Source organism: Streptomyces violaceorubidus (assembly GCF_000717995.1).
GTDB classification, from domain to species: Bacteria; Actinomycetota; Actinomycetes; order Streptomycetales; family Streptomycetaceae; genus Streptomyces; species Streptomyces violaceorubidus.
Genome location: NZ_JODM01000013.1, coordinates 1 through 24,267, shown reverse-complemented (window position 1 = coordinate 24,267; position 24,267 = coordinate 1). Strand labels below are relative to the sequence as shown.

20 protein-coding genes, 1 tRNA gene and 2 pseudogenes are annotated in these 24,267 nt (G+C 71.6%); 3 read left to right on the top strand and 20 right to left on the bottom strand.

Features of this window, described 5'->3' with window-relative positions; genetic code table 11:
• Positions 1-2: 2 nt before the first annotated feature.
• The 12 genes from secD to pgsA form a co-directional block, all read right to left on the bottom strand.
• Positions 3-1,811: a protein translocase subunit SecD gene (gene secD / locus IE94_RS0117480; RefSeq protein WP_063829717.1), complete on the bottom strand. Its 1,809-nt coding sequence runs from the start codon at positions 1,809-1,811 to the stop codon at positions 3-5.
• A 141-nt stretch (positions 1,812-1,952) separates the two neighbouring features.
• Positions 1,953-2,465: a preprotein translocase subunit YajC gene (gene yajC / locus IE94_RS0117475; RefSeq protein WP_030184996.1), complete on the bottom strand. Its 513-nt coding sequence runs from the start codon at positions 2,463-2,465 to the stop codon at positions 1,953-1,955.
• 175 nt (positions 2,466-2,640) lie between these two features.
• Positions 2,641-3,714, bottom strand: coding sequence for a Holliday junction branch migration DNA helicase RuvB (ruvB, locus tag IE94_RS0117470; protein WP_030184992.1), 1,074 nt, complete (start codon positions 3,712-3,714; stop codon positions 2,641-2,643).
• Positions 3,715-3,761: 47 nt separating this feature from the next.
• On the bottom strand, positions 3,762-4,367 hold the full coding sequence (gene ruvA, locus IE94_RS0117465; protein WP_030184990.1) for a Holliday junction branch migration protein RuvA: 606 nt from the start codon (positions 4,365-4,367) through the stop codon (positions 3,762-3,764).
• Positions 4,364-4,921, bottom strand: coding sequence for a crossover junction endodeoxyribonuclease RuvC (gene ruvC, locus IE94_RS0117460; protein WP_030184987.1), 558 nt, complete (start codon positions 4,919-4,921; stop codon positions 4,364-4,366). Before ruvC ends, ruvA begins: the two co-directional genes overlap by 4 nt.
• A gap of 109 nt (positions 4,922-5,030) precedes the next feature.
• Positions 5,031-5,783, bottom strand: coding sequence for a YebC/PmpR family DNA-binding transcriptional regulator (locus IE94_RS0117455; protein ID WP_030184985.1), 753 nt, complete (start codon positions 5,781-5,783; stop codon positions 5,031-5,033).
• A gap of 49 nt (positions 5,784-5,832) precedes the next feature.
• The gene (gene pdxT / locus IE94_RS0117450; protein ID WP_030184982.1) at positions 5,833-6,441 is read right to left on the bottom strand and encodes a pyridoxal 5'-phosphate synthase glutaminase subunit PdxT; all 609 of its coding nucleotides are present in this window, start codon (positions 6,439-6,441) and stop codon (positions 5,833-5,835) included.
• A gap of 12 nt (positions 6,442-6,453) precedes the next feature.
• A complete protein-coding gene (gene pdxS, locus IE94_RS0117445; protein ID WP_030184980.1) occupies positions 6,454-7,365 on the bottom strand; it encodes a pyridoxal 5'-phosphate synthase lyase subunit PdxS in 912 nt (303 codons plus the stop codon).
• 123 nt (positions 7,366-7,488) lie between these two features.
• The gene (locus IE94_RS0117440; protein ID WP_030184977.1) at positions 7,489-8,031 is read right to left on the bottom strand and encodes a LemA family protein; all 543 of its coding nucleotides are present in this window, start codon (positions 8,029-8,031) and stop codon (positions 7,489-7,491) included.
• Positions 8,032-8,319: 288 nt separating this feature from the next.
• On the bottom strand, positions 8,320-9,483 hold the full coding sequence (locus IE94_RS0117435) for a glycosyltransferase family 4 protein (RefSeq protein ID WP_030184975.1): 1,164 nt from the start codon (positions 9,481-9,483) through the stop codon (positions 8,320-8,322).
• Positions 9,480-10,409: a phosphatidylinositol mannoside acyltransferase gene (locus IE94_RS0117430; protein ID WP_030184973.1), complete on the bottom strand. Its 930-nt coding sequence runs from the start codon at positions 10,407-10,409 to the stop codon at positions 9,480-9,482. The genes IE94_RS0117435 and IE94_RS0117430 overlap by 4 nt, the downstream gene beginning before the upstream one ends.
• Positions 10,406-11,131, bottom strand: coding sequence for a phosphatidylinositol phosphate synthase (gene pgsA / locus IE94_RS0117425; RefSeq protein ID WP_030184972.1), 726 nt, complete (start codon positions 11,129-11,131; stop codon positions 10,406-10,408). Before pgsA ends, IE94_RS0117430 begins: the two co-directional genes overlap by 4 nt.
• A 207-nt stretch (positions 11,132-11,338) precedes the next feature.
• Here pgsA and IE94_RS0117420 point away from each other — a divergent pair, with 207 nt between their 5' ends.
• Both IE94_RS0117420 and IE94_RS0117415 read left to right on the top strand, forming a co-directional pair.
• Entirely contained in the window at positions 11,339-13,537 is a 2,199-nt protein-coding gene (locus IE94_RS0117420) for an elongation factor G-like protein EF-G2 (protein ID WP_030184967.1), read from the top strand.
• Between the two features lie 239 nt (positions 13,538-13,776).
• Positions 13,777-15,432: a hypothetical protein gene (locus IE94_RS0117415; protein ID WP_030184965.1), complete on the top strand. Its 1,656-nt coding sequence runs from the start codon at positions 13,777-13,779 to the stop codon at positions 15,430-15,432.
• An 87-nt stretch (positions 15,433-15,519) separates the two neighbouring features.
• On the opposite strand, the gene IE94_RS0117410 is transcribed toward IE94_RS0117415, so the two are convergent.
• The 4 genes from IE94_RS0117410 to IE94_RS0117395 all read right to left on the bottom strand — a co-directional run bounded on the left by IE94_RS0117410 (position 15,520) and on the right by IE94_RS0117395 (position 20,077).
• On the bottom strand, positions 15,520-16,080 hold the full coding sequence (locus IE94_RS0117410) for an HIT family protein (protein ID WP_030184960.1): 561 nt from the start codon (positions 16,078-16,080) through the stop codon (positions 15,520-15,522).
• A gap of 90 nt (positions 16,081-16,170) precedes the next feature.
• Positions 16,171-18,147 carry a threonine--tRNA ligase gene (gene thrS, locus IE94_RS0117405; protein WP_030184958.1) on the bottom strand — a complete coding sequence of 659 codons (1,977 nt, stop codon included), beginning with the start codon at positions 18,145-18,147 and terminating at the stop codon, positions 16,171-16,173.
• A 92-nt stretch (positions 18,148-18,239) separates the two neighbouring features.
• Positions 18,240-19,514 carry a hypothetical protein gene (locus tag IE94_RS0117400; RefSeq protein ID WP_030184955.1) on the bottom strand — a complete coding sequence of 425 codons (1,275 nt, stop codon included), beginning with the start codon at positions 19,512-19,514 and terminating at the stop codon, positions 18,240-18,242.
• On the bottom strand, positions 19,511-20,077 hold the full coding sequence (locus IE94_RS0117395) for a DUF4365 domain-containing protein (protein WP_030184954.1): 567 nt from the start codon (positions 20,075-20,077) through the stop codon (positions 19,511-19,513). Before IE94_RS0117395 ends, IE94_RS0117400 begins: the two co-directional genes overlap by 4 nt.
• A 171-nt stretch (positions 20,078-20,248) precedes the next feature.
• Between IE94_RS0117395 and IE94_RS0117390 the strand changes: the two genes are divergently transcribed.
• On the top strand, positions 20,249-20,974 hold the full coding sequence (locus IE94_RS0117390; protein ID WP_030184953.1) for a 3'-5' exonuclease: 726 nt from the start codon (positions 20,249-20,251) through the stop codon (positions 20,972-20,974).
• 65 nt (positions 20,975-21,039) lie between these two features.
• Here IE94_RS0117390 and IE94_RS0117385 read toward each other — a convergent pair.
• The 4 genes and pseudogenes from IE94_RS0117385 to IE94_RS41090 form a co-directional block, all read right to left on the bottom strand.
• Positions 21,040-21,111, bottom strand: a tRNA-Val gene (locus tag IE94_RS0117385).
• Between the two features lie 39 nt (positions 21,112-21,150).
• On the bottom strand, positions 21,151-21,609 hold the full coding sequence (locus IE94_RS0117380; RefSeq protein WP_030184952.1) for an SRPBCC family protein: 459 nt from the start codon (positions 21,607-21,609) through the stop codon (positions 21,151-21,153).
• Positions 21,610-21,647: 38 nt separating this feature from the next.
• Positions 21,648-24,004: pseudogene (locus IE94_RS35745) on the bottom strand (exo-rhamnogalacturonan lyase family protein); the annotation flags it as partial.
• Positions 23,999-24,175: pseudogene (locus tag IE94_RS41090) on the bottom strand (ABC transporter permease); the annotation flags it as partial. The pseudogenes IE94_RS41090 and IE94_RS35745, both read right to left, overlap by 6 nt.
• Positions 24,176-24,267 lie beyond the last annotated feature (92 nt).

Below are 24,267 nucleotides of genomic sequence, written 5' to 3'. Positions count from 1 at the left end.
TCTCACGCCTCCTTCGGGTCGACAGGGCCGGCGGGACGGGACGGACGGCGCGTGCGGCGCAGCGGGGGCTTGGCGCCCAGGGCCTTGGGGTCGAGGCCGGACCACTTGTGACCGCTCGCGAAGAACGTGCGCCGGGCCATCAGCGTCAGCAGCGGCTTGGTGAACAGGAAGACCACCACCACGTCGAGCAGGGTCGTCAGACCGAGCGTGAACGCGAAGCCCTGTACCTTGCCCACGGTCACGATGAAGAGCACCGCGGCGGCGAGGAAGGACACGAAGTCGGAGACGAGGATGGTGCGCCGGGCGCGCGGCCAGGCCCGCTCGACGGCGGGACGCAGCGTGCGGCCCTCCCGGATCTCGTCGCGGACGCGTTCGAAGTACACGATGAACGAGTCCGCCGTGATGCCGATGGCGACGATGGCACCGCACACGGCCGGCAGGTTGAGCGCGAAGCCGATGGTCGGGCCGAGCAGCGACATGAGCACGTACGTGAGGCCGGCCGAGACCAGCAGCGAGCACACCGCGATGAACGACAGACCGCGGTAGTAGAACAGCAGGTAGAGGACGACCAGGGCGAGGCCGATCGCACCCGCGATCAGACCGGCCTTGAGCTGCTCACCGCCGAGCGCGGCGGTGACGGTGGTGACGCTGTCCTCCTTGAAGGTCAGCGGCAGGGCGCCGTAGGACAGCACGTTGGCGAGGCCCTGAGCCTCCTCCTGGTCGAAGTTGCCGGAGATCTCCGCGCTGCCGCCGGTGAGCGCCTGGCTGACGTAGGGGTCGGAGACGACCTCGTTGTCCAGGACGATCGCGAACTGGTTCTGCGGGGACTGGTTCTGCGCGAGCTTGCCGGTGATGTCGGCGAACTTTTTGGAACCCTTGTCCGTGAACTTCATGGTCACGGTCCAGCCCGCGGCCGTCTGCGTGTTGAAGACGGCCTCGGCCTTGTTGACGTCGGTGCCGTCGACCGCGGCGGGGCCGAGGATGTACTTCTGCCACTGGCCCTGCGCGTTCTGGCCGCAGGCCACCGTGGAGTCGGTGGGCTTGGCTCCTTCGCCCGCCTTGGCCCGGGCGCCCTTGTCGGTGCAGTCCAGGGCCGCGTACTGCTGCTGCACCTTGGCGGCGGCGTCGTCGCCGGAGGCGCTGGCGCTCGGGGACGGGGAGGCGCCGCCGGAGCTCTTCGCGGAGGGGCTGGGGTCGGCCTTCAGGGCGTCGCTGGCGGCCCTGCCCTGGGAGGTGGCACTGGCCGACGCGGAGTCGGACGGCGTGCCGCTGGCCTTGTCGCCGTCGGTGGCCTTGTCGCCGTCGGTGGCCTTCTCCGTGGCCTTGTCGGTGGCCTTGTCGGTGGCCTTGTCCGAGGCGCCGCCCGTCTCGCTCGGCGAGGGGCTGCCGGTCGCGTTGGCGCCGGACAGCTCGGTGGCGACGACCGGACGGAAGTACAGCTTCGCGGTGGTGCCGACCTGCTGCCGGGCTTCCTTCGAGTTCGTCCCCTTGGGGATGTTGACGATGATGTTCCGGTCGCCCTGGGTCTGGACCTCGGCTTCGGACACACCCAGACCGTTGACACGGCGGTTCATGATGTCGACCGCGGTGTCCATGTTGGTCTTGTTGATCGCGGACTCCTGGCCCGCCTCCGGCACGGCCCGGAGCGTGATGCTCGTGCCGCCGGCCAGGTCGATGCCGAGACGCGGAGTCGTGTGCCCGGAGGCGAACATCCCCCCCGTGAGCGCCACGATGGCGATCAGGATCAGGGCCAGCGAGCGCCCGGGCTTACTCTGAGCGCTCGCACTCTTTCCCTTTTTAGGTGCTACCACCTTTGTGTTCTCCCTCTCGGGCCGCTCGGCGCCCAGAAGGCGTCACCGGCGGCCATCACATGGTGTCCAAATCCGTGCGAGCCGAGCCGCGCGTCACTCGGGGCGCGCGGGAACCGAGTCCCGCGCACCCTGGGGCACGGCTTACTTCGCCTCGGAACCGCCGTCGGACTTCTTCGCCTGCTCGTCCGTCTTCGCCTCGGCGGGCGCGGCGTCGACGGTCGGCTCGTCGGCCGTGTCGTCGGCGGGCGCGTCGGCCTTCTTGCCGAGGTCGACGGACTTGTCGTCGGAGGCGGCGTCGGCGGGGGCGTCGGTCTCGGTGAGGGAGGAGGCGTCGTCGGGGACGACGTCCGAGTCGGACTTCAGGTCGTACTCGATGCCGTGGACGATGCGGTTGTACTCCTCGTCGGAGAGGACTGCGCCGATCGCGTTCTTGGCGAAGAGCAGCTCCACACCCGGGCCGGCGTCGAGGAGGACCGTGTCGTCGTTGACCTCCTTGACCGTGGCGTACATGCCCCCGATGGTGCGGACACCGGTTCCGGGCTGCATCTCGTTCCGCATGGAGGCGGCCTGCTGCTGCTTCTTCTTCGCCGACCGAGTCATCAGGAACATGGCCCCGATGAGCACGATGAACGGGAGGAGGGTCACGAGACTCACGGGTCGGTACTTCCTTCACACGACCGCGATGGGAAGCGGCCTGATGGTTGGGGGTGTGTACGCCGCCGACAAGGGCGGCATCGGCGGAGTCTAGGCGAGTCCGCGCGCATGGAACAACGCCCAGCATGGCACCGGGGTTCCTGCTCCGGCGAATGTGCCCCGCGTGAGCGGGTCGTCACGCCCCGAACAGGTCCTGTTGTCCGTTTCCTGACCCCTGCGAGCGCGGCGGGGTGAGCCCGAGGTGCGCCCATGCGGCCGGAGTGGCCACCCGCCCGCGCGGGGTACGGGCGAGCAGACCCTCCCGCACGAGGAAGGGTTCGGCGACCTCTTCCACTGTCTCACGCTCCTCCCCCACGGCGACGGCGAGCGTGGACAGGCCGACCGGTCCGCCGCCGAACAGCTTGAGGAGCGCCTCCAGCACGCCGCGGTCGAGCCGGTCGAGGCCCCGGGCGTCGACCTCGTAGACGGCGAGGGCGGCCGCGGCGATCTCCTGGGTGATCAGGCCGTCCGCCTTCACCTGGGCGTAGTCGCGCACCCGGCGCAGCAGGCGGTTGGCGATGCGGGGGGTGCCGCGGGAGCGGCCGGCGATCTCGGCGGCGCCGGTCGGGTCGATCCCGACGTCGAGCAGGCCGGCGGAGCGGTGGATCACGCGTTCCAGCTCGGCCGGTCCGTAGAACTCCATGTGGGCGGTGAAACCGAAGCGGTCGCGCAGCGGGGGCGGCAGCAGTCCCGCGCGCGTGGTGGCGCCGACCAGGGTGAAGGGGGGCAGCTCCAGGGGGATGGCGGTGGCGCCGGGACCCTTGCCGACGATGACGTCGACGCGGAAGTCCTCCATCGCCATGTAGAGCATCTCCTCGGCGGGCCGCGACATGCGGTGGATCTCGTCGAGGAAGAGGACCTCGCCCTCCTGGAGCGAGGAGAGGATCGCCGCGAGGTCGCCCGCGTGCTGGATGGCGGGGCCCGAGGTGATGCGGATGGGGGCTTCCATCTCGGCCGCGATGATCATCGAAAGGGTGGTCTTGCCGAGGCCCGGGGCGCCGGAGAGGAGCACGTGGTCGGCGGTCGCCCCGCGCGCGCGTGCGGCCCGCAGCACCAGGTCGAGCTGCTCGCGGACCTTCTCCTGGCCGATGAACTCGCCCAGGTCCTTGGGGCGCAGGGCCGCCTCCACGGCCTGGTCCTCGCCGTCGGCGACCGCGCCCACCAGCCGCTCGGCGGCGGCCTCCGCGTCGGTCGTGTCGTCCCAGTTCACTTGATTCTCCTTGCCGTGGCGCACCGGGTCGGTGGTGGCGGGCGTGGTCAGCGGGCGCGGTTCAGCGTCTGCAGGGCGGCCTTGAGCAACTGGCCCACCTGCGGGGTGCCGCCGGCGGCCTCGGCCTGGGGCGCCACGGCGGAGACGGCTTCGTCGGCCTCGCGGGTCGCGTATCCGAGGCCGATCAGGGCGGCGTGCAGCTGGTCGCGCCAGCCGGTGCTGACCGGGGCGCCGACGGCGGGGGCGCCGATGGGCTCGCCGAGCCGGTCCTTCAGCTCCAGGAGCAGCTTCTGCGCGCCCTTCTTGCCGATCCCGGGGACCGCGGTGAGCGCCTTCTCGTCGCCGGTGGAGACGGCTCTGCGCAGGGCGTCGGGCTGGTGCACGGCGAGCATGGCCTGGGCGAGGCGGGGGCCGACGCCGCTGGCGGTCTGGAGCAGCTCGAAGACCTGGCGCTCGTCGTCGTCGGCGAAGCCGTAGAGCGTGAGCGAGTCCTCGCGGACGACCAGGGAGGTGGCGAGCTTGGCGGGCTTGCCCAGCCGGAGGGTGGAGAGCGTGTTCGGCGTGCACTGGACGGCCATGCCGACGCCGCCGACCTCGACCACCGCGGCGTCGGGTGCGAGGGCGGCGACGGTGCCGCTGACGAAGGCGATCATGGCGTACGGCCTTTCGGGGCGTGCGGGGTCCGGGGGGCCCGGGTGGAGTGCAGGGCGACAGCCTGCTGGAGGCGGTTCTGCGCGGGGGCGCGCCAGATGTGGCAGATGGCGAGCGCGAGGGCGTCGGCGGCGTCGGCCGGCTTGGGCGGGGCGGCGAGCCGCAGCAGGCGGGTGACCATGGCGCCGACCTGCGCCTTGTCGGCTCGTCCGCTGCCGGTGACGGCGGCCTTGACCTCGCTGGGCGTGTGCAGGGCGACGGGGATGCCGCGGCGGGAGGCGCACAGGATCGCCACGGCGCTGGCCTGGGCGGTGCCCATGACGGTGCGGACGTTGTGCTGGCTGAAGACGCGCTCCACCGCGACGTACTGGGGCCGGTGTTCGTCGAGCCACTGCTCGATGCCCTGCTCGATGGCGACGAGACGGTGGCCGAGATCGGCGTCGGCCCGGGTGCGGACGACGCCGACACCGACCATGGTGAGCGGTCTGCCCGCGACGCCCTCCACGACGCCGACCCCGCAGCGGGTCAGCCCCGGGTCCACCCCCAGCACTCGCACCGGCCGGCCCCTCTCGTCGATCACCTGTTTGTGCAGGCTATCGGGTGCCACTGACAAGGCGACGGGCCGACGGGGTGTGTCCCCGTCGGCCCGTTGAGCAGGGGACGCGTTACGCGTCGACCTTCTCCATGATCTCGTCGCTGACGTCGAAGTTGGCGAAGACGTTCTGCACGTCGTCGCTGTCCTCCAGGGCGTCGATGAGCCGGAAGATCTTCCGCGCGCCCTCCTCGTCCAGCTCGATCTGCATGGTGGGGACGAAGTTGGCGTCGGCGGACTCGTAGTCGATGCCGGCCTCCTGGAGGGCGGTGCGGACCGCGACCAGGTCGGTGGCCTCGCTGAGCACCTCGAAGGACTCGCCGAGGTCGTTGACCTCCTCCGCCCCCGCGTCCAGGACGGCGCCGAGGACGTCGTCCTCGCTCAGCTCGCCCTTGGGCACGATCACGACGCCCTTGCGGTTGAAGAGGTACGACACCGAGCCCGGGTCGGCCATGGAGCCGCCGTTGCGGGTCATGGCGACGCGGACGTCGGAGGCGGCGCGGTTGCGGTTGTCGGTGAGGCACTCGATGAGCACCGCGACACCGTTCGGACCGTAGCCCTCGTACATGATCGTCTCGTAGTCGGCGCCGCCGGCCTCCAGGCCGCCGCCGCGCTTGACCGCGGAGTCGATGTTCTTGTTGGGGACCGACTGCTTCTTCGCCTTCTGGATGGCGTCGTACAGCGTCGGGTTGCCCTCGACGTCGACGCCGCCCATGCGCGCCGCGACCTCGATGTTCTTGATCAGCTTCGCGAAGAGCTTGCCGCGCTTGGCGTCGATCACGGCCTTCTTGTGCTTCGTCGTAGCCCATTTAGAGTGGCCGGACATCTGCCTGTCTCCTTCGCGTAACCCATCTCCTGCAACGAACGCAGGAATCCTACAAGGACTGAGCCGCCCGGTTGGCGCGCACCATGTCGGCGAAGAGCCGGTGCACCCGGTGGTCGCCGGTCAGCTCCGGGTGGAAGGACGTGGCCAGCGCGTTGCCCTGGCGGACGGCGACGATGTGGCCGTCGTGCTCGGCGAGCACCTCGGCGGCGGCGCCCACGGACTCGACCCAGGGGGCGCGGATGAAGACGCCCTCCACGGCGTCGCCCTCGACGCCCTTGACGTCGACGGCGGCCTCGAACGACTCGTTCTGACGCCCGAAGGCGTTGCGGCGCACGATCATGTCGATGCCGCCGACCGTCTCCTGCCCGGAGCGCGGGTCGAGGATCTTGTCGGCCAGCAGGATCATGCCCGCGCAGGTGCCGTAGACGGGCATGCCGTCCCGCACGCGTGCGCGCAGGGGCTCCATCACTCCGAAGAGGACGGCGAGCTTGGAGATGGTGGTGGACTCGCCGCCCGGCAGGACCAGGCCGTCCACCTCGGCGAGTTCTTCGGGGCGCCTCACCGGCCTGGCCACGGCGTCGGCCACGGCCAGGGCGACGAGGTGCTCCCTCACGTCGCCCTGGAGGGCCAGGACGCCGATGACGGGGGTGTCGCTCATGGGGTCGGTGCCTTACCAGCCGCGGTTGGCGTAGCGCTCGGTCTCGGGGAGGGTGTCGCAGTTGATGCCGACCATGGCCTCGCCGAGGTTGCGGGACGCGTCCGCGATGATCTTCGGGTCGTCGTAGAAGGTGGTGGCCTTCACGATGGCGGCGGCGCGCTTGGCGGGGTCGCCGGACTTGAAGATGCCGGAGCCGACGAAGACGCCCTCGGCGCCGAGCTGGCGCATGAGCGCGGCGTCGGCCGGGGTGGCCACACCGCCCGCGGAGAACAGGACGACGGGGAGCCTGCCCAGCTCGGAGACCTCCTTGACCAGCTCGTAGGGGGCGCGCAGTTCCTTGGCGGCGGCGTACAGCTCGTTGTTGTCGCAGCCGCGCAGCCGGGCGATCTCGTTCTTGATCTGGCGCAGGTGGCGGACGGCCTCGACGACGTTGCCGGTGCCCGCCTCGCCCTTGGAGCGGATCATGGCCGCGCCCTCGGCGATCCGGCGCAGGGCCTCGCCCAGGTTGGTGGCGCCGCAGACGAAGGGGGTGGTGAAGGCGAACTTGTCGCTGTGGTTGACCTCGTCGGCCGGGGTGAGGACCTCGGACTCGTCGATGTAGTCGACGCCGAGGGACTGAAGGACCTGGGCCTCGACGAAGTGGCCGATGCGGGACTTGGCCATCACGGGGATCGAGACGGCGCCGATGATGCCCTCGATCATGTCCGGGTCGGACATCCGGGCCACGCCGCCGTCCTTGCGGATGTCGGCCGGGACCCGCTCCAGGGCCATGACGGCCACGGCGCCCGCGTCCTCGGCGATCTTCGCCTGCTCCGGCGTGACGACGTCCATGATGACGCCGCCCTTGAGCTGCTCGGCCATGCCGCGCTTCACACGGGCGGTGCCGGTCTCGGGTGCCTGGTTTTCGGAGAGCGTGCTGGACACGGGTTACCTCGCTGAGGAGAAGGGGGTTTCTGCAGCAACGAGGAAACGTGAGGCGAGCAGGCCACAGCAAGGGCCAATGGGAAGGCGGTGGATCGTTTTCGTCCCCGGTGCCGGTGGTACGGGCTACGCCGCCCGCTCCACCAGGGCGGCCGGCGACTCGTCGTCCATCTCGAAGGCGAGCGGGAAGGGCGCGTGCCCGGCGAGGCGGAACCAGCGGACCTTGCGGTGTTCGCGCAGTCTGCGTGCGGCGCCCACCGCGTCGTTGTGGAAGCGCCGGGCCATCGGCACCCGCCGTACGGCCTCCGCCAGTTCGTGGGCCGCTTCCTCTCCCCCGGGCGCCTCGCGCACCACGTCCATCTGCTGCGCGTCGGCGAACACGGCGCGCAGCGCCTGGCTCAGCTCGCTCTCGGCGACCTCCCGCTGCTCCTCCTCGGCCTGCCGGGCGGCGTGCGCGGCCTCGTAGAGGACCATGGAGGCGGCCGGGTCGAGCACGCCGGAGGTGGCGAGTTCCTGGGCCACGGACGCCCTGCGCAGCAGCTGTGCGTCCAGGGCGGCACGGGCGGCGTCGATCCGGGCGTGCAGCCGGTCCAGACGGCCCGCCGTCCAGCTGAGGTACAGGCCGACGGCGACGAGGACGACCAGGATCCAGATGAGGGTTGCGGTCACGGGCCGCAACCCTATCGGTGGGCCGACCGCGACACGTCCGTCCGGTGGGCCGCGTACGCCGCCCCGGGGTCCGGGCACTGTGCGCGTTCCGTGGGCCGGTGGCCCCCCGCGCCGGTGACTCGGTGCGCGGCGGTGGCCCCGAGGTGCGAGCCGCCCGGCCGACCCGCGCGACGGTGGCCGGCGGTACCGCCCCGGCCGACCCGCGCGACGGTGACGGGCGGTACCGCCCCGGCCGACCCCGGCCCGCCGGTCGCCGAGCGCGCCCGCGGGCCCGGCGTCCCCGGTGGGTCAGTCCCTCGCCAGGCCGAAGCGGGCCCGCAGGCCCGTCGCGCGGTCGTCAGCCGCCACCGCCGCCGCTCCCGCGGTGACCGTCTCGTAGACGGACAGGATGTCCGCGCCGACGGTGGACCAGTCGAAGCGCCGTACGTGGGCGCTCCCCCGCTCCCGCAGCGCGGCACGCCGCTCCGGGTCGGCCAGCAGGCGTACGGCCGCCTCGGCGAGGGCGTCGGCGTCCTCGTTGGGGAAGAGTTCGCCTGCCGCGCCCTGGTCGAGGACCTGGGCGAAGGCGTCCAGGTCGGAGGCGAGGACGGGAGCGCCGGCCGACATGGCCTCGACGAGGATGATGCCGAAGCTCTCGCCGCCGGTGTTGGGCGCCACGTACAGGTCGACACTGCGCAGGAAGCGGGCCTTGTCCTCGTCGCTGATCATGCCGAGGAACTCCACGCGGGAGCGCAGCTCCTTCGGCAGGCTCTCGACGGCCTCCTCCTCGTCCCCGCGACCGGCGACGAGCAACCGGGTCTGCGGGCGGGCGGCGAGGATCCCGGGCAGGGCCCGCATGAGCACCGGCAGGCCCTTGCGGGGCTCGTCGATGCGCCCTATGAAGCCGATCGTGTCGCCCTGCCACCGGGGCTCGGGCTCCGCCTCGGCGAAGAAGTCGACGTCGACGCCGTTGGGGATGACGACCGCGTCGCCGCCCAGGTGCTCGACGAGCGTGCGCCGGGCGTACTCGCTCACGGCGATCCGGGCGCTGATCTTCTCCAGGGCCGCCTGGAGGATCGCGTACGCGGCGATCATCGCGCGCGAGCGCGGGTTGGAGGTGTGGAAGGTGGCCACGATCGGCCCCTGCGCCGCCCAGCAGGTCAGCAGGCCCAGCGAGGGCGAGGTCGGCTCGTGGATGTGGATGACGTCGAAGGCGCCCTCGTGCAGCCAGCGCCGGACCCGGGCCGCCGACAGGAAGCCGAAGTTCAGCCGGGCCACCGAGCCGTTGTACGGCACCGGCACCGCGCGGCCCGCGGAGACGACGTACGGCGGCAGCGGGGTCTCGTCGTCGGCCGGGGCGAGGACGGACACCTCGTGACCGAGCCGGATGAAGTACTCGGCGAGGTCCCGGATGTGGAACTGGACGCCGCCCGGCACGTCCCAGGAGTACGGGCAGACGATGCCGATCCTCACTGGGCCCCCCGCTCGCGGGCCCCGGGCGCCTTGGCCGGGTCGAGGTCCTTGAGCCACAAGCGCTGGAGCATGTGCCAGTCCTCCGGGTGGTCGGCGATCCCCGTGGCGAAGGCGTCGGCCAGCGCCTGAGTCATGACGGCCGTCTTCTCGGCCCGGGTGCCCGACCCGGGTACCTCGACCGCCGGGTGCACCCGGCCCCGCATCACGGGCGAGTCGTCGTACCAGAGCGTCACCGGCAGCAGCAGCGCGCCCGTCTGCTGGGCGAGCAGGGCGGGGCCGGCGGGCATCCGGGCCGTCTCGCCGAAGAAGTCGACCTCCACGCCGGAGGCGGACAGGTCGCGGTCGGCGACCAGGCAGACCAGGCCGCCGTCGCGCAGCCGCCGGGCCAGCGTGCCGAAGGCGGTGCCGCCGCTGTGCGGCAGGACCTCCATGCCGAGACCCTCGCGGTAGGCGACGAAACGGTCGTACAGCGTCTCCGGTTTGAGGCGCTCGGCGACGGTGGTGAACGGGATGCCGAGCTTCGTGGTGACCCAGGCGCCCGCGAGGTCCCAGTTGGCCAGGTGCGGCAGCGCGAGTATCACGCCCTTGCCGGCGGCCATGCCGTCGGTGAGGTGGTGCAGATCCTCGGGGGCGAAGCCGTTCTTGATCCGCTCGGTGCTCCACGCCGGGAGCCGGAACGACTCCATCCAGTAGCGCAGGTACGAGCGCATGCCCGCGCGCGAGAGGGCGGAGAGCCGCTGGGCACTCGCGCCGGGCACCACGCGCGCGTAGTTGCTCTCCAGGCGGCGCACCCCCGCCCCGCGCTGCTTCCAGGCGATGTCGGCGACGGTGCGGCCGAGGCGCACGGCAGCGGGTTCGGGGAGCTTCTTCACGGTGGCCCAGCCGGCGCCGTACAGACCGTCGGTCAGGCGGTCCCGAGCGCTCACTTCGCCGCCTCGGTGCCCTGGCTCTCCTGCGCGGCGGCGTCCGCCTCGGCGGCCTCCCGGCGGACCGTGACGACCCGCTGGACCAGCGTGACGAGGCTGCCGACGGCGACGATCCACAGGGCGATCGGCAGCAGGTACTGGATGCCGGGCACGCCGAACTTGTGCAGTCCGGCGAATCCGGCGGCGACCAGCGAGATGACCAGGCGCTCGGCGCGCTCGACCAGTCCGTTGACGGCCACCGGGAGGCCGATCGCCTCGCCGCGCGCCTTGGTGTAGGACACCACCTGGCCGCTGGCCAGGCAGAAGATCGACACCGCGCACAGGATGTTGTCGTCGCCGATCCCCGCGTACCAGAGGGCGAGGCCGCCGAAGATCGCGCCGTCGGCGACCCGGTCGAGGGTGGAGTCCAGGAACGCGCCCCAACGGCTGGAGCGGCCCAGCTGGCGGGCCATGTTGCCGTCGACCAGGTCGGAGAAGACGAAGAGCGTGATCACCACCGTGCCCCAGAAGAACTCACCCATGGGGTAGAAGACCAGCGCGCCCGCGACCACACCGGCGGTGCCGATCAGCGTGACCGTGTCGGGGCTGACGCCCCTGCGGATGAGAAACGCGGCGAACGGTGTGAGGACACGCGTGAAGAATGCACGCGCGTACTTGTTCAGCATGGCCTTCCCGACGGTCGGTGTGGCGCCGCGGCCCTTGCTGGCCACCGGCTGGCCCATCGTAGTCACGCGCACGCGTGGGCGGTGGCCGGGCACCCTGAGCCCTTCGTGAGCGGCGGGTGGGCGGCGGGATCGGGTCCTTCGTATGGACGCGGCGTGACGGGAGTGGAAAGCTCGAAGGACCGCGGGCGTCGCCGGAGCCGCCAGTGCACGCGGTCCCGCGTGTCCGCGCCCACAGCGACCTCACCGTGTACGGGAGGCAAGTACATGGGCGACAAGGCACACACCCATCCCGGAGCCGCCGGAAGGGCAACGGCGGCCGACCACCCCACGTCCGTACGGAATGTGGTGCTGGTCGGCCACTCCGGATCGGGCAAGACGACCCTGGTGGAAGCTCTCGCGCTGACGGCGGGAGCGGTGAACCGGGCGGGCCGCGTGGAGGACGGCGGCTGCGTCTCGGACTACGACGACATGGAGCACCGCCAGCAGCGCTCCGTACAGCTCTCCCTGGTGCCGGTCGAATGGGACGGCATCAAGATCAACCTCTTGGACACTCCGGGATACGCCGACTTCGTCGGTGAGCTGAGGGCCGGTCTGCGCGCCGCGGACGCGGCCCTCTTCGTCGTCTCGGCCTCCGACGGGGTGGACGGTCCGACCCGGATGCTCTGGGAGGAGTGCGCCGCCGTCGGCATGCCCCGCGCCATCGTGGTCACGCACCTGGAGGCCGCCCGCGCGGACTTCGAGGAGATGACGCGGATCTGCGCGGAGGCCTTCGGCGGCGAGGACCCCGACGCCGTACTGCCGCTGTACCTCCCGCTGCACGGCCCGCCCGCCCCCGACGGGCACGCGCCCGTGACCGGGCTCGTGGGACTGCTGTCGCGGAAGCTGTTCGACTACGCGTCCGGCGAGCGGGTGGCGTCGGAGCCGGGCGAGGCGGACCTGCCGCAGCTCGACGAGGCCCGCTCGATGCTGATCGAGGGGATCATCTCGGAGAGCGAGGACGAGACCCTCATGGAGCGCTACCTCGGCGGCGAGCAGGTCGACGTCAAGACGCTCGTCGAGGACCTGGAACGGGCCGTGGTACGCGGGGTGTTCTTCCCCGTCCTGGCCGCCGCCCCGGCCGCCGAGGGCGCCCGGCAGGGACTGGGCACGGTCGAACTGCTCGAACTGATCACGCGCGGCTTCCCCACGCCCCTGGAACGCGCGGCACCCCGGGTCACCACGCCCGAGGGCGACGGGCGCGAACTGCGGATGTGCGATCCCGAGGAGTCACTGGTCGCGGAGGTGGTCAAGACGTCCTCCGACCCGTACGTCGGCCGGATCTCGATGGTCCGGGTCTTCTCCGGCACGCTGCGCGCCGACCAGACGGTGCACGTGTCCGGGCACGGTCTGACCGACCGCGGGCACGAGGACCACGACGTCGACGAGCGGATCGGCGCCCTGTCGACGCCGTTCGGCAAGCAGCAGCGGCCGGTCACACACGTGATCGCGGGCGACCTCGCCTGTGTGGCCAAGCTGACCCGCGCGGAGACCGGGGACACGCTCTCGGCCAAGGAGGACCCGCTGCTGATGGCCCCCTGGGACATGCCGGACCCGCTGCTGCCGCTCGCCATCGAGGCGCACAGCAAACCCGACGAGGACAAGCTCTCCCAAGGGCTGGCCCGGCTGGTCGCCGAGGACCCGACGATGCGCCTGGAGCACAACCAGGACACCCACCAGGTGGTCCTGTGGTGCCTGGGCGAGGCGCACGCCGACGTGGCGCTGGAACGGCTGCGCGGCCGCTACGGCGTCCAGGTCGACGTCGTGCCCCACCGGGTCCCTCTGCGCGAGACGTTCGGCGGCCCGGCGGCCGGGCGCGGGCGGCACGTGAAGCAGTCGGGCGGGCACGGCCAGTACGCCATCTGCGAGATCGAGGTGGAACCGCTGCCGGGCGGTTCGGGCATCGAGTTCGTGGACAAGGTCGTCGGCGGCGCGGTGCCCCGGCAGTTCATTCCCTCCGTCGAGAAGGGTGTGCGCGCCCAGGCCGCCAAGGGCGTCGCCGCGGGCCACCCGCTGATCGACGTGCGGGTCACGCTGCGGGACGGCAAGGCGCACTCGGTGGACTCCTCCGACGCCGCGTTCCAGACCGCGGGCGCGCTGGCGCTCAGGGAGGCCGCGGCCGAGGCGAGGATCCACCTGCTGGAGCCGGTGGCCGAGGTGAGCGTGCTGGTCGGCGACGACTACGTGGGCGCGGTGATGAGCGACCTGTCCGGACGGCGCGGCAGGGTGCTGGGCACCGAGCAGACCAGCGGCGGCCGGACCCTGATCAGGGCCGAGGTGCCCGAGATCGAGATCGGCCGCTACGCCGTCGACCTGCGCTCCCTGTCGCACGGCACGGCGCGCTTCGACCGGCGCTACGCCCGGCACGAACCGATGCCGGCCCAGGTCGCGGACCGGATGCGCGAGGAGGTGCGGGCGGCCTCCTAGCGCGGCCCGGTCCCCGGTACGGGGTCCGCCGTACCGGGGCCGGGTTCTCCGCGCCGGGGTCCGCGGCCCCGGCGCGCGACGGCGCGGCCCGGCGCTCGATCCGCGCGCGGGGGCGTATTCGGGCGTCCCGTGACGCACGACGTTGTCGACGGATACGCTGATGACCAGATCAACAGGTGTGCGGGGCAGGGAAGTCGGGAAGGCCGCAGGAGCGACAGTGGTGGCGATCGGGGGCGGGAATGACCGTTGACGGCGGTTACGCGGACTTCTTCGGACCGCAGGTGCCGCGCACGGACGACGGCGGCCAGACGGCCACCTTCGCGCTGGCCTCGGCCGCCTACCGGGACAGCGAGGCCGACGAGATACTCAAGGCCAACAGCGAGTGGCACAAGTCGTCCGTGAGCAAGCCCCGGATCAAGCTGTTCCGGCCCAATCTCGGCGAGGCGTACTCCCGGGCGATCATCGACCGGATGCTGGGCCCCAAGCGGGCCCCGCTCATCCAGTCCTTCGGCACCCAGCCCCAGGTCGTGGTGGAGCACAGTCTCGCGGCGCACCGCATCCGCAGGGACCGGGACAACTGGCTCAGCGCCGTCATGGTGCTGTGCGGGCTGCTGTTCCTGCCCGGACTGCTGATCTGGCTCCTGGTCTTCCAGATCCGCACCTCCGTCGGCCGGCGCGAGGACAAGCGGGCCGGCGCGCTCGCCACCGCGCTTCTGCTCGCGATGGCGGTCCTCGCCGTGCTCTTCCTGCTCAAGATGCCCTTCAGCGGCTTCTGGGCCTTGTACGCGCGCGCCTGCGTCGTCGCCCCGGTGATCGGCTGGTTCTGGGCCAAGCGGATCTGCGAGCGCACGGCACGGGACCTCCGGGAGCGCTGGAGCGGCCTGCTGTCCGGCGCGGGCGTGGGCGCCAAGGTGCCCGAGGCGGTGCCGAGCAGCCCCGGCGAGACGGCGGCCGAGGAGCTGCGGCAGTCCCTGGCCCGGCTCAGCGCCGAGCAGCAGTCCAACTCGGTCTTCTACGCCGGTCCCAAGGGGATCCTCGGCATGGGCACCCGCTGGGGCAACTGGCAGCTCGCGGAGGAGCTGGTCCCCGCCGACCCGGACCGGGAGATCAACCCGTTCCGCAGCTGGGACGTCATCAAGGCCATCCACGACCGGCTGCGGATGCTGGAGCGCGGCCCGCTGCACACCGGCGGCTTCACCAAGCCGACGGTGCGGCACTGGATCGTGACCCCGATCGGGGAGAACGCCGACTCGGTGTCCCGGCCCGAGGGCACGGACGTCGAGGCGTACCAGGTCAAGCAGCACGCGATACAGGAGATCTGCGACAAGCAGCAGTTCGGCGCGGGCGACCGGCACTACCTGGGCGTGCAGTGGACGCTGTGGGACGGCCAGTTGGTCATCTCCATGCTGATCACGGTGACGGTGCTGCACGAGACGCTGCGCATCGAGGTCACCGGGCACGCCCTGGGGCCGGTGCACTCCCTGTTCACCAGCAAGCCCGCGGCCAAGGAGAAGACGGTCCAGAAGTCCGTCAAGTTCTGGGAGACCCGCACGGTCAAGCTCCCGCTGGTCGACACCGACGAGGTGGTGCGGCTGGCCGCGCGGGCCCCGCTGACCTGGTACCCCCCGCTGCTGTACTGGCTGGGCGGCAAGCTCACGCTGCCCGAGCCCTTCGGCGTGCGGCATGCCTGGGCGGACCGGCCGTGGCGGCACCGCTTCATGGCCGACGACGCGCTGCGCGCGGCCACCCCGGTCCTGCGGGCGGTGCACTCGGCGGCGATCAAGGTGCTGAAGGAGAACGGCGTGGACACGGAGAAGTTCGGCGCCCGCGCGGGCGGCCTGAGCGGGGCGGTGCAGGAGGCGGTGCCGAAGAAGGCGGACGTCTACGACGCGTAGGCCTCCGGCGGTGGGGCGGGGCGTCGGGGTGGGCGTCCCGGGGGGCCGCGCCCCCGGACCCCCGCTTCGGCCTGGACGGCCTCGTCCTCAAACGCCGGACGGGCTGGAGGGCCAGGCCTCCGCCAGCATCTTGCGGGTGTCGCCCAGGAGCTGGGGCAGCACCTTCGTGTGGCCGATCGCCGGCATGAAGTTCGTGTCGCCGCCCCAGCGCGGCACCACGTGCTGGTGCAGGTGAGCGGCGATGCCCGCACCCGCCACCGCGCCCTGGTTCATCCCCAGGTTGAACCCCTGGGCCCCGGAGGCCGTGCGCAGCGCCGTCATCGCCTGCTTGGTCAGCTCGGCCAGCTCCGCGGTCTCCACGTCCGTCAGCTCGGTGTAGTCGGCGACGTGACGGTAGGGCACGGTCATCAGGTGGCCGCCGTTGTACGGGTACAGATTGAGCACCGCGTACACGTGCTCGCCCCGCCGGACGATCAGGCCGTCCTCGTCGGACTTGGCCGGGATCGAGCAGAAGGGGCAGCCGTCGTCGGCGCCCGGGCCGCTCGGCTTGTTCTCGCCCTGGATGTACGCCATCCGGTGGGGCGTCCACAGACGCTGGAACGCGTCCGGCGTCCCCACCCCCAGCTGCTGCTCCGGCTCACTCGTCATGCGTGCAGCATATGGCGTACGCGCCGGGAAGCCGAAAGGGCCCCCGGGAGCTTCTCCCGGGGGCCGAACCCCGCGGACGCGGGCACCTGCTCACACCTGGATACGGCGCTCCACCACATCCACGAGCTTCGCCAGCGCCCGGTCACGCGGAATGCCGTTCTCCTGCGAACCGTCGCGGTAGCGGAACGACACCGTGCCCCCGTGCATGTCCTCGTCACCGACGATGATCATGAAGGGGACCTTCTGCTTCTGCTGCGTGCGGATCTTCTTCTGCATCCGGTCCGAGGAGGAGTCCACGTCGACACGCAGCCCCTTGCGCCGTGCCTCGGCCGCGAACTCCTCCAGGTACTGCACGTGGGCGTCCCCGACCGGGATGCCCACCGCCTGGACCGGAGCGAGCCACGGCGGCATCGCTCCCGCGTAGTGCTCCAGGAGCACCGCGAAGAAGCGCTCGATGGAGCCGAACAGCGCGCGGTGGATCATGACCGGGCGGGTCTTGGTGCCGTCCGCGGCGGTGTACTCCAGACCGAAGCGCTCCGGCAGGTTGAAGTCGAGCTGGATGGTCGACATCTGCCAGGTGCGGCCGATGGCGTCCTTGGCCTGGACGGAGATCTTCGGGCCGTAGAACGCGGCACCGCCCGGGTCCGCCACCAGCTCCAGGTTCTGCTTCTCGGCGACCCGTCGCAGCGTCTCGGTGGCTTCCTCCCAGGCCTCGTCGGACCCGACGAACTTCTCCGGGTCCTTGGTGGACAGCTCCAGGTAGAAGTCGTTCAGGCCGTAGTCGCGCAGCAGGTTCAGGACGAAGGTGAGGGTCTTGTCCAGCTCCTCCGACATCTGCTCGCGGGTGCAGTAGATGTGCGCGTCGTCCTGGGTGAAGCCGCGGGCCCGGGTCAGGCCGTGCACGACGCCCGACTTCTCGTACCGGTACACGGTGCCGAACTCGAACAACCGCAGGGGCAGTTCACGGTAGGACCGGCCGCGCGCGTCGAAGATCAGGTTGTGCATCGGGCAGTTCATGGGCTTGAGGTAGTAGTCCACGCCCTCGTCGAGCTGCATGGGCGGGTACATGCCGTCGGCGTACCAGTCCAGGTGGCCCGAGGTCTCGAAGAGCTTCCCCTTGGTCGCGTGCGGGGTGTAGACGAACTCGTAGCCCTCTTCCTCGTGGCGGCGCCGCGAGTAGTCCTCCATGACCCGGCGGATGATGCCGCCCTTGGGGTGGAAGACGGCGAGTCCAGAACCGATCTGCTCCGGGATGGAGAAGAGGTCCAGCTCGCTGCCGAGCTTGCGGTGGTCGCGCTTCTCGGCCTCGGCGAGGAAGTCCAGGTGCGCCTTCAGCTCGTCCTTGGTGGGCCAGGCGGTGCCGTAGATGCGCTGGAGCATCGGGTTCTTCTCGCTGCCGCGCCAGTAGGCGGCGGCGTTGCGCATCAGCTTGAAGGCCGGGATGTTCCGGGTGGTGGGCAGGTGGGGACCCCGGCAGAGGTCCTTCCAGCACAGCTCGCCGGTCTTCGGGTCGAGGTTGTCGTAGATCGTCAGCTCGCCGGAGCCGACCTCGACGTCCGCACCGTCGTCGCTGGACGCGGAGCCCTTGAGACCGATCAGTTCCAGCTTGTACGGCTCGTCGGCGAGCTCCTCGCGAGCGGCCTCGTCGGTGACCACGCGGCGAGAGAACCGCTGCCCGCGCTTCTGGATCTCCTGCATCTTCTTCTCGATGGCCTTGAGGTCATCGGGGTGGAAGGGCTTCTCGACGTCGAAGTCGTAGTAGAAGCCGTCCTTGACGGGCGGGCCGATGCCCAGCTTGGCCTCGGGGAACAGCTCCTGCACGGCCTGGGCCATGACGTGCGCGGTGGAGTGGCGCAGGATGTTCAGGCCGTCCTCGGAGGAGATCTCGACGCCCTCGACGGTCTCGCCGTCCTTGACCTCGTGGGCGAGGTCCCTGAGCTCACCGGCCACGCGCGCCGCGATGATCGAGCGCTGGCCGGCGAAGAGCTCGGCGGCCGTAGTGCCCGTCGTCACCACGCGTTCTTCCCGCTCCGAATCGCGTTGGATGATCACACGGACGTCTGACACCGGTCTCTCCTGACTGAAGGTGGGGCCGCGGCGCCATACCGGAGCGCACGCATGAGGGCGATCGTACCGACCCGGGCCCGCCCACCGCGAAATCAATACCGGCCCTCGCCTCCGTCCCCGCAGGTCTCCTCAAGGAAGGCGGCGACCTCCACGTGTTCCTGGACCGCCTTGAGCAGCCGGTCCCGCTCCGCGTCGTCGACCTGTACGGGGGTGATCTCCGAGGCGCCGGTGAGCCTGCGGAACCCGCCCCGGCTCTCCAGCCGCCCGAGCACCCTGACCGGCAGCCCGACGAGGTGGGCGTGCCCGGCGATCCGGTAGCCCTCCTCGTCCAGCGCGATCCGCACGTACGGCACCTCGGCGCCGGCCAGCACCCGCAGCCGTACGGTGCCCGTGCCGCGCGGTCCGGGCCGGCGCATGCGGACGACGGTGCCGGTGATCCGTACCGGCACCGAAGGCTCCGCGCGCAGATAGCGGGCGGCGGCCTCGCGCAGGGCGGGCAGGTCGCCGGGCGAGAACTCGACGGGTTCGGTGAGGGCGCCGCAGCCCTCGGGGACGCCCGCGGCCGGTGCCCAGCCGACGGCGATCCGGGCGCCCTGGGTGCCCCGGACCAGGGCGACGAGGGACTCGGTCAGCTCATGGCTGACGCCCGCCGCGACGGCCGAGTCGAAGGCCTCCGTGCCCCCGGTGGCCCGCCGGTAGTCGACGGCCTCACGGGCGGCGTGGAGGGCCTGGTGCAGGCGTACGGCGAGGGGGCGGCCGGTGCCGACCGGCAGGAACGCCGTGAGGGTGCGGCCGGCCGGGACCGGGCCCACCACCACGTTCTCCAGCGCCGCCGAGGCGGCGCGCCGGTGGCGGGCGCCGTAGTAGCCCGCCCGCGCGCGGGTGGCGAGCGCTCCGGCGAGCAGCATCCGGCGGGCGGCGGAGCGCAGGTGCTCCTGTGCCGTCCAGGACGCGGTGTCGCCGGGTCCCGTCGGTATGTCGCGCTCCCAGCGGATCTCGTCGCTGGGGACGGCGAGGGAGAGCAGGATCTCGCGGGCGTCGGGCGTGCCGCTGCGGGACAGGGCGTGCAGCGCCTCGCCGAGCAGGTCGTCGCTGTCGGGGAAGGCGCGGCTGACGGGCACCAGGAGGCTGGTGACACCCGCGGCCGGTCCGGGCGGGGTCCAGCGGCCGTAGCGGCCGGGGGCGCCGCCGCGCCGCCGCCAGCCGTGCCGGTGCAGCAGCGCCGTCAGCACGGCCGGGTCGACGGCGGCGGGCTCGGGCCGGCCGCCGTCGCGGGGGAGCTCGTCGAGGGCGTCGGCGGGGTGCGGTCGTACGGAGCGCAGGGGCTCGACGGACCGCGGGGGTTCGCCGGTCGGGCGGTGCGTCATGGTTTCCCTCCCGTCCCGACCCGCGTCATGATCTCGCACAGCGCACGGTCGTCGAAGATCCGCGCGGTCGGTATCCGCACGGTGGTGCGCCGCCGGCCCGTGACGGGGTGCCCGGCGAGATTCGTCCAGTAGCAGCAGTGTCTGAGGTCGAGCCGGTCGTGGCCGGCGCGCAGCCACTGGTCCCGGGACCGGGGGACGATCATCACGACCAGGATCTTGTGCACCGACACCGGGGTGCGGGCGAGCTTCGCCAGGTGGTCGTTGTCGAGGGTGAAGGAGAAGGAGCGGCCGGGGGGTCCGGGGGCGAGCTGGTAGGTGGCCTTGAGCTGCACCTTGATGGTGACCTCGTCGTCGACGGTGTGCCCGGGAGCGCTGTGGCTGACGTGCCAGTCGATGCCGTTGTCCGGGAAGGGCTGGGAGAGCGAGCAGCCGGCCGCGGCGGCGACCGCGTGGAGGTAGCCGACCTGCAAGGTCTCCATGCAGGCGGTGGTGGCGAGAGAGCCGCGTGAGGGCGCGGTGCGCTCGGGCAGCAGCCCGCCCCGTTCGGGCTGCGCAATGGCCATGACCAACAGCCTTCCAGAACTGGTGAATCCCCGTGGCGGGTCTGTGAACTGCAAAGACCCGTACTCCTGTTGTGTCCTTCCGGCGTACGTCGCAAACAGCCCGGGTATCACCGAACCGGGACAAGGGACGGCGCGTCAGCTGCCGTGCTCGGACGAGGAGTTGAGTGCCGTATGACGAGCTGGTTCGAGGGGCCGCTGGCCGCCTTCGACACGGAGACGACGGGTGTGGACATCGAGACCGACCGGATCGTGTCGGCCGCCCTCGTCGTCCAGGACGCACCGGGACTGCGCCCGCGGGTGACCCGGTGGCTGGTGAACCCGGGGGTGCCGGTGCCCGAGGCGGCGACGGCGGTGCACGGGCTGACCCAGGACCATGTGCAGCGCCACGGCCGGTGGCCGGCGCCGGTGATGTACGAGATAGCCGAGGCGCTGACCGAGCAGGCCCGCGCCGGGCGTCCGCTGGTGGTGATGAACGCGCCGTTCGACCTCACGCTGCTGGACCGGGAGTTGCGCCGGCACCGCGCCTCGTCGCTGGGCCGCTGGCTGGAGCGGACGCCGCTGCACGTGCTGGATCCGCGGGTGCTGGACAAGCACCTGGACCGCTACCGCAAGGGGCGCCGCACTCTCACCGACCTGTGCGCGCACTACGGCGTGGAGCTGGAGGGCGCGCACGACGCGGCGGCCGACGCCCAGGCGGCGTTGGAGGTCGTGCGGGCGGTGGGGCGCCGCTTCCAGGCACGGCTGGAGCGCCTCTCCCCCGCCGAGCTGCACACCCTCCAGGCCGTGTGGCACGCGGGTCAGGCACGCGGGCTGCAGGCGTGGTTCGCGCTCAACGGCACGGAGGAGCCGGTGGACCCCGCCTGGCCCCTGCGCCCGGACCTGCCGGCGGCGGCGTGATGACACGGGGAACGCCGGAACACGAGGAAGCCGGTCCGTCGCGTGACGGACCGGCTCTTCCCGGGTGGGCGATACTGGGTTCGAACCAGTGACCTCTTCGGTGTGAACGAAGCGCTCTCCCACTGAGCTAATCGCCCGGGAACGCAGTGAACAATACAGGGCCCCCGGCGCTTCCATCAAACCGCTTGCCGACCGCCTGCCAGGTGCGCGGCCAGGCCCTGCCGTCCCGCCCTCATCATGAGGCGGTGGTTGACCCGGAACAGGGGGCGCCCGGGCACGGCGAGGCGGCGCAGCAGCGGCTTGCGCACGACGACCTCCTGGTCGTAGCGGACGAGGGCGGCAGAGCCGCGCGGGGCGACCGTCCAGCGCGCCCAGCCCTCCATGTCGCCGCTCATCGCCACCTCCAGCACCCCCGCGGCCGGCTCCCGGCGTCCCTCCCGCACGGTCGCGGTCAGCTCGTACGGGAGCAGGGAGCGGAACCGGAGGAGGCCGCTGGTGTCGTCGAGCCGGGTCACCTCGCGGACCTGCGGCCACCAGCGGGGGTAGTCCTCGACGCGTTCCAGGGCGCGGTAGACGTCCGCCGCGGGCGCGGGCAGCGGCCACAGGCTGCGAAAGCGGTAATGGTTCCAGTCCACCCGTGCAGTGTGCCCGCGCCCGCGCCGGTCAGGGCCGGTTACGGCATCCTGTCCCCCAGGAGTGCGAGGTTCTCTATGGCGGCGAGGCCGTAGAGGGCGGTGTCGTTGGTGGACACCCAGCTCGCCTCGCTGCCCGGGACCAGGGCGAGGGGTCCGCCCAGTTCCCGGGTGGCCCAGGGCGCCGACTCCTTGTAGCCGTCGGAGTCGAGGAACTTCTGCCACGCCCGGGTGGCGAGCTTGTCGTCTTCGGTGCGTACGGCCGCGTAGGCGTCGAGGCGGGAGTGTCCTTGGAAGAGGAGGAGACTGCCGAAGTTCGATCCGTAGCGTTCCGCCTGTTCCGTCTTGCTCGCGTTGAAGTAGCGGCAGTAGTCGTAGTACGCCTCCTCGAACTCGGGCATGTCGACGAGGTCGACGAGTTCGGCGCACAGTTCGTTCAGGCCGAAGACGGCGGACAGGTGGGAGACCTCGACCTTGGGCGTGTCGGCGACGGCGAAGCGCCCGGTGTCCAGGTCGTACAGGCCGCTGCCCTGGACGAAGCCGTTGGGCTGGGCGGCGATGGTCTCCATGGTGGACAGGACGCGGTCCCTGGCCTTCTCCCACTTCGGGCCCCTGCGTTCCCACTCGGTGAGCCACGCCGAGACCAGGCCGCACCAGTCGGTGCCGGAGCCGATGGACAGGGCGTTGCGGTCGGGGGTGTAGGGGTCGGTGCGGATCTTGCGGAGCGGGTCGAGGGCGAGGAAGGTCTCGTCGGAGTCCACGTTGGCGTGCATGAGGTCGCCGACGCGTTCGTCGGCGGTGAGGAAGTAGTAGAAGCGCCGGTAGGTGGTGTTGGCGATGCGCTGCTGCTTGGCGCTGTCGGCGTAGTGCTGGACGCCGTGCCGGGTGCCGAGGCCGGCCCACTGGCCGAGGTGGTAGACGTCGACCTCGCCGGTGTGCCGGGTCATGGCCTCGGCGAAGCGGAAGATGTCGGCGCGGCCGGAGCGCAGGTAGGCGTACCAGAGCCAGAGGTCCGGGGAGAGTTCGGAGTTGTCCCAGGCGTAGCCGCCGATGTCGTAGCGCCAGGTGTGCCGGGCGGCGTCGTAGGTGTGCATGATGTCGCCGTAGTCCCAGAAGCCGTACCAGCGGCGCTGCTCCACCTGGTCCTTGTAGTAGGCGAGGAGGAAGTCGAGGTGGTCCTCGATCCTGGCCTTGGCGGGGGTGGACCGGTCGGGCTCGGAGTAGAGGCCGGGACCGAAGACCCCGGCCCTGATGAGCTGCGGGGGCGGGGCGGCGAGCTGCGGCAGGACGCGCACCGCCCCGACCTGTTCGGCGAGTTGCTCGGCGCTCGGGGTGGCGGCGTTGGCCCAGAAGAGGAGTTCCGAGGTGCGGGCGATGCCGTAGGGGGTGCCGAACTCCGGCTCGTAGTCCTCGTAGGTGATGTTGAGGCTTCGAGCTGCTCGGGGAAGGTGTCCTGGCCCATGCCGTCGTGGTAGAAGCGCAGGTCCATCGGCTGGGCCTCGGGGGACCAGAGCCAGAGGGTGACCTCGGCCTCTTCGCTCTGGGCGTCGCGGATGTCGAGCTGGGCGGGGTACTTCTCCCAGAAGTCGCGCAGGCCGAAGGAGAGGCCGCCGCTCGCGCCGCCGACGTAGCCGAAGCCGGAGGCGCGCCGGCCGCCGCCCGCGCCGATCCAGCCGTGGCCCTTCTTGGTGCGCTTGCGCAGGGTGAAGCCGTCGGCGGAGAGCTGGGCGAGGGTGTAGTCGCCCCATTCGGGAATGTACGCCAGGCGGGTGGTGACCCGCTGGTCCCAGGTGGCGGGGTCGGGCAGCTTCTCCCCGGCGAACTGCGCCGCCTGTACGTCCGCCCCGGGGTCGCGGCGCAGTCCGGTGATGCCCTTGACGGCCTCGCGGAGCAGGCCGGTGCCCTCGCCGCCGATGCGGATGTGGCGGTCGTAGGACGCGTCGCGCATCGGGACGGTGAAGCGGACGCCGAGGCCCCGGATGAAGTCGCCGTTCGCCCTGCCGGGCTCCTGGTGCCCGTCGAAGGTGAGGGTGTGCACCATGCGGAAGGAGTCGGCGCCCGCGTAGAAGTAGAGGCGGATGGAGAAGGGGAGCCAGCGGCGGTGGCCCTTGCGGTGCTTGCCGTCGATGTGGACGACGGCGCGGACCGGGCCCTCCTGCTCGACCTTCACCTCCTCGATCGCGCCGTCGAAGCGTTCGCACGTCACCGTGCCCCGGTCGCCGTCCTCGATCTCGGGCTGGCGGAGCAGGACGAGGCGGCCGTTCTTGGCGATCTCGGTGGAGCCCCGGGTGACCGACTTGACCAGCGCCGATCCGGACGTGCCGATGCTCGCGGTGATGACGCCGGTCGCTATGTCGATGGTGGCGCCGTGCCGGGTGACGGTGACCTTCCTCGGGGCGCCGAACTGCCAGACGGTGAGCGCCACCAGGCTGTAGATGATCAGTTCCGGGTCACCGGTCCAGCCGCCGGCGTCGATCCCGAAGAACTGCTGCGTACGGTCGACGACCGCGTCGTCCGAGAAGATCGCCTTCCACACGATGGCCACGGACACGCTCGCGCCGATCAGTGAGCTTCTTCGAGGTCGCCACCGATCGGGTGATGGGCCGACAAGCGCAACGAGCGAGGCCCCCGAGCTGTTGATCGAGGTGTCTGACGTCTCAA

Coding starts and splice junctions, on each gene's coding strand:
- IE94_RS0117410 (WP_030184960.1), bottom strand. CDS start 16,080: ATGACGAGTGAGCCGGAGCAGCAGCTGGGGGTGGGGACGCCGGACGCG.
- pdxT (WP_030184982.1), bottom strand. CDS start 6,441: ATGAGCGACACCCCCGTCATCGGCGTCCTGGCCCTCCAGGGCGACGTG.
- ruvA (WP_030184990.1), bottom strand. CDS start 4,367: ATGATCGCCTTCGTCAGCGGCACCGTCGCCGCCCTCGCACCCGACGCC.
- IE94_RS0117390 (WP_030184953.1), top strand. CDS start 20,249: ATGACGAGCTGGTTCGAGGGGCCGCTGGCCGCCTTCGACACGGAGACG.
- pgsA (WP_030184972.1), bottom strand. CDS start 11,131: ATGGGCCAGCCGGTGGCCAGCAAGGGCCGCGGCGCCACACCGACCGTC.
- IE94_RS0117400 (WP_030184955.1), bottom strand. CDS start 19,514: ATGACGCACCGCCCGACCGGCGAACCCCCGCGGTCCGTCGAGCCCCTG.
- IE94_RS0117420 (WP_030184967.1), top strand. CDS start 11,339: ATGGGCGACAAGGCACACACCCATCCCGGAGCCGCCGGAAGGGCAACG.
- IE94_RS0117415 (WP_030184965.1), top strand. CDS start 13,777: ATGACCGTTGACGGCGGTTACGCGGACTTCTTCGGACCGCAGGTGCCG.
- IE94_RS0117395 (WP_030184954.1), bottom strand. CDS start 20,077: ATGGCCATTGCGCAGCCCGAACGGGGCGGGCTGCTGCCCGAGCGCACC.
- IE94_RS0117455 (WP_030184985.1), bottom strand. CDS start 5,783: ATGTCCGGCCACTCTAAATGGGCTACGACGAAGCACAAGAAGGCCGTG.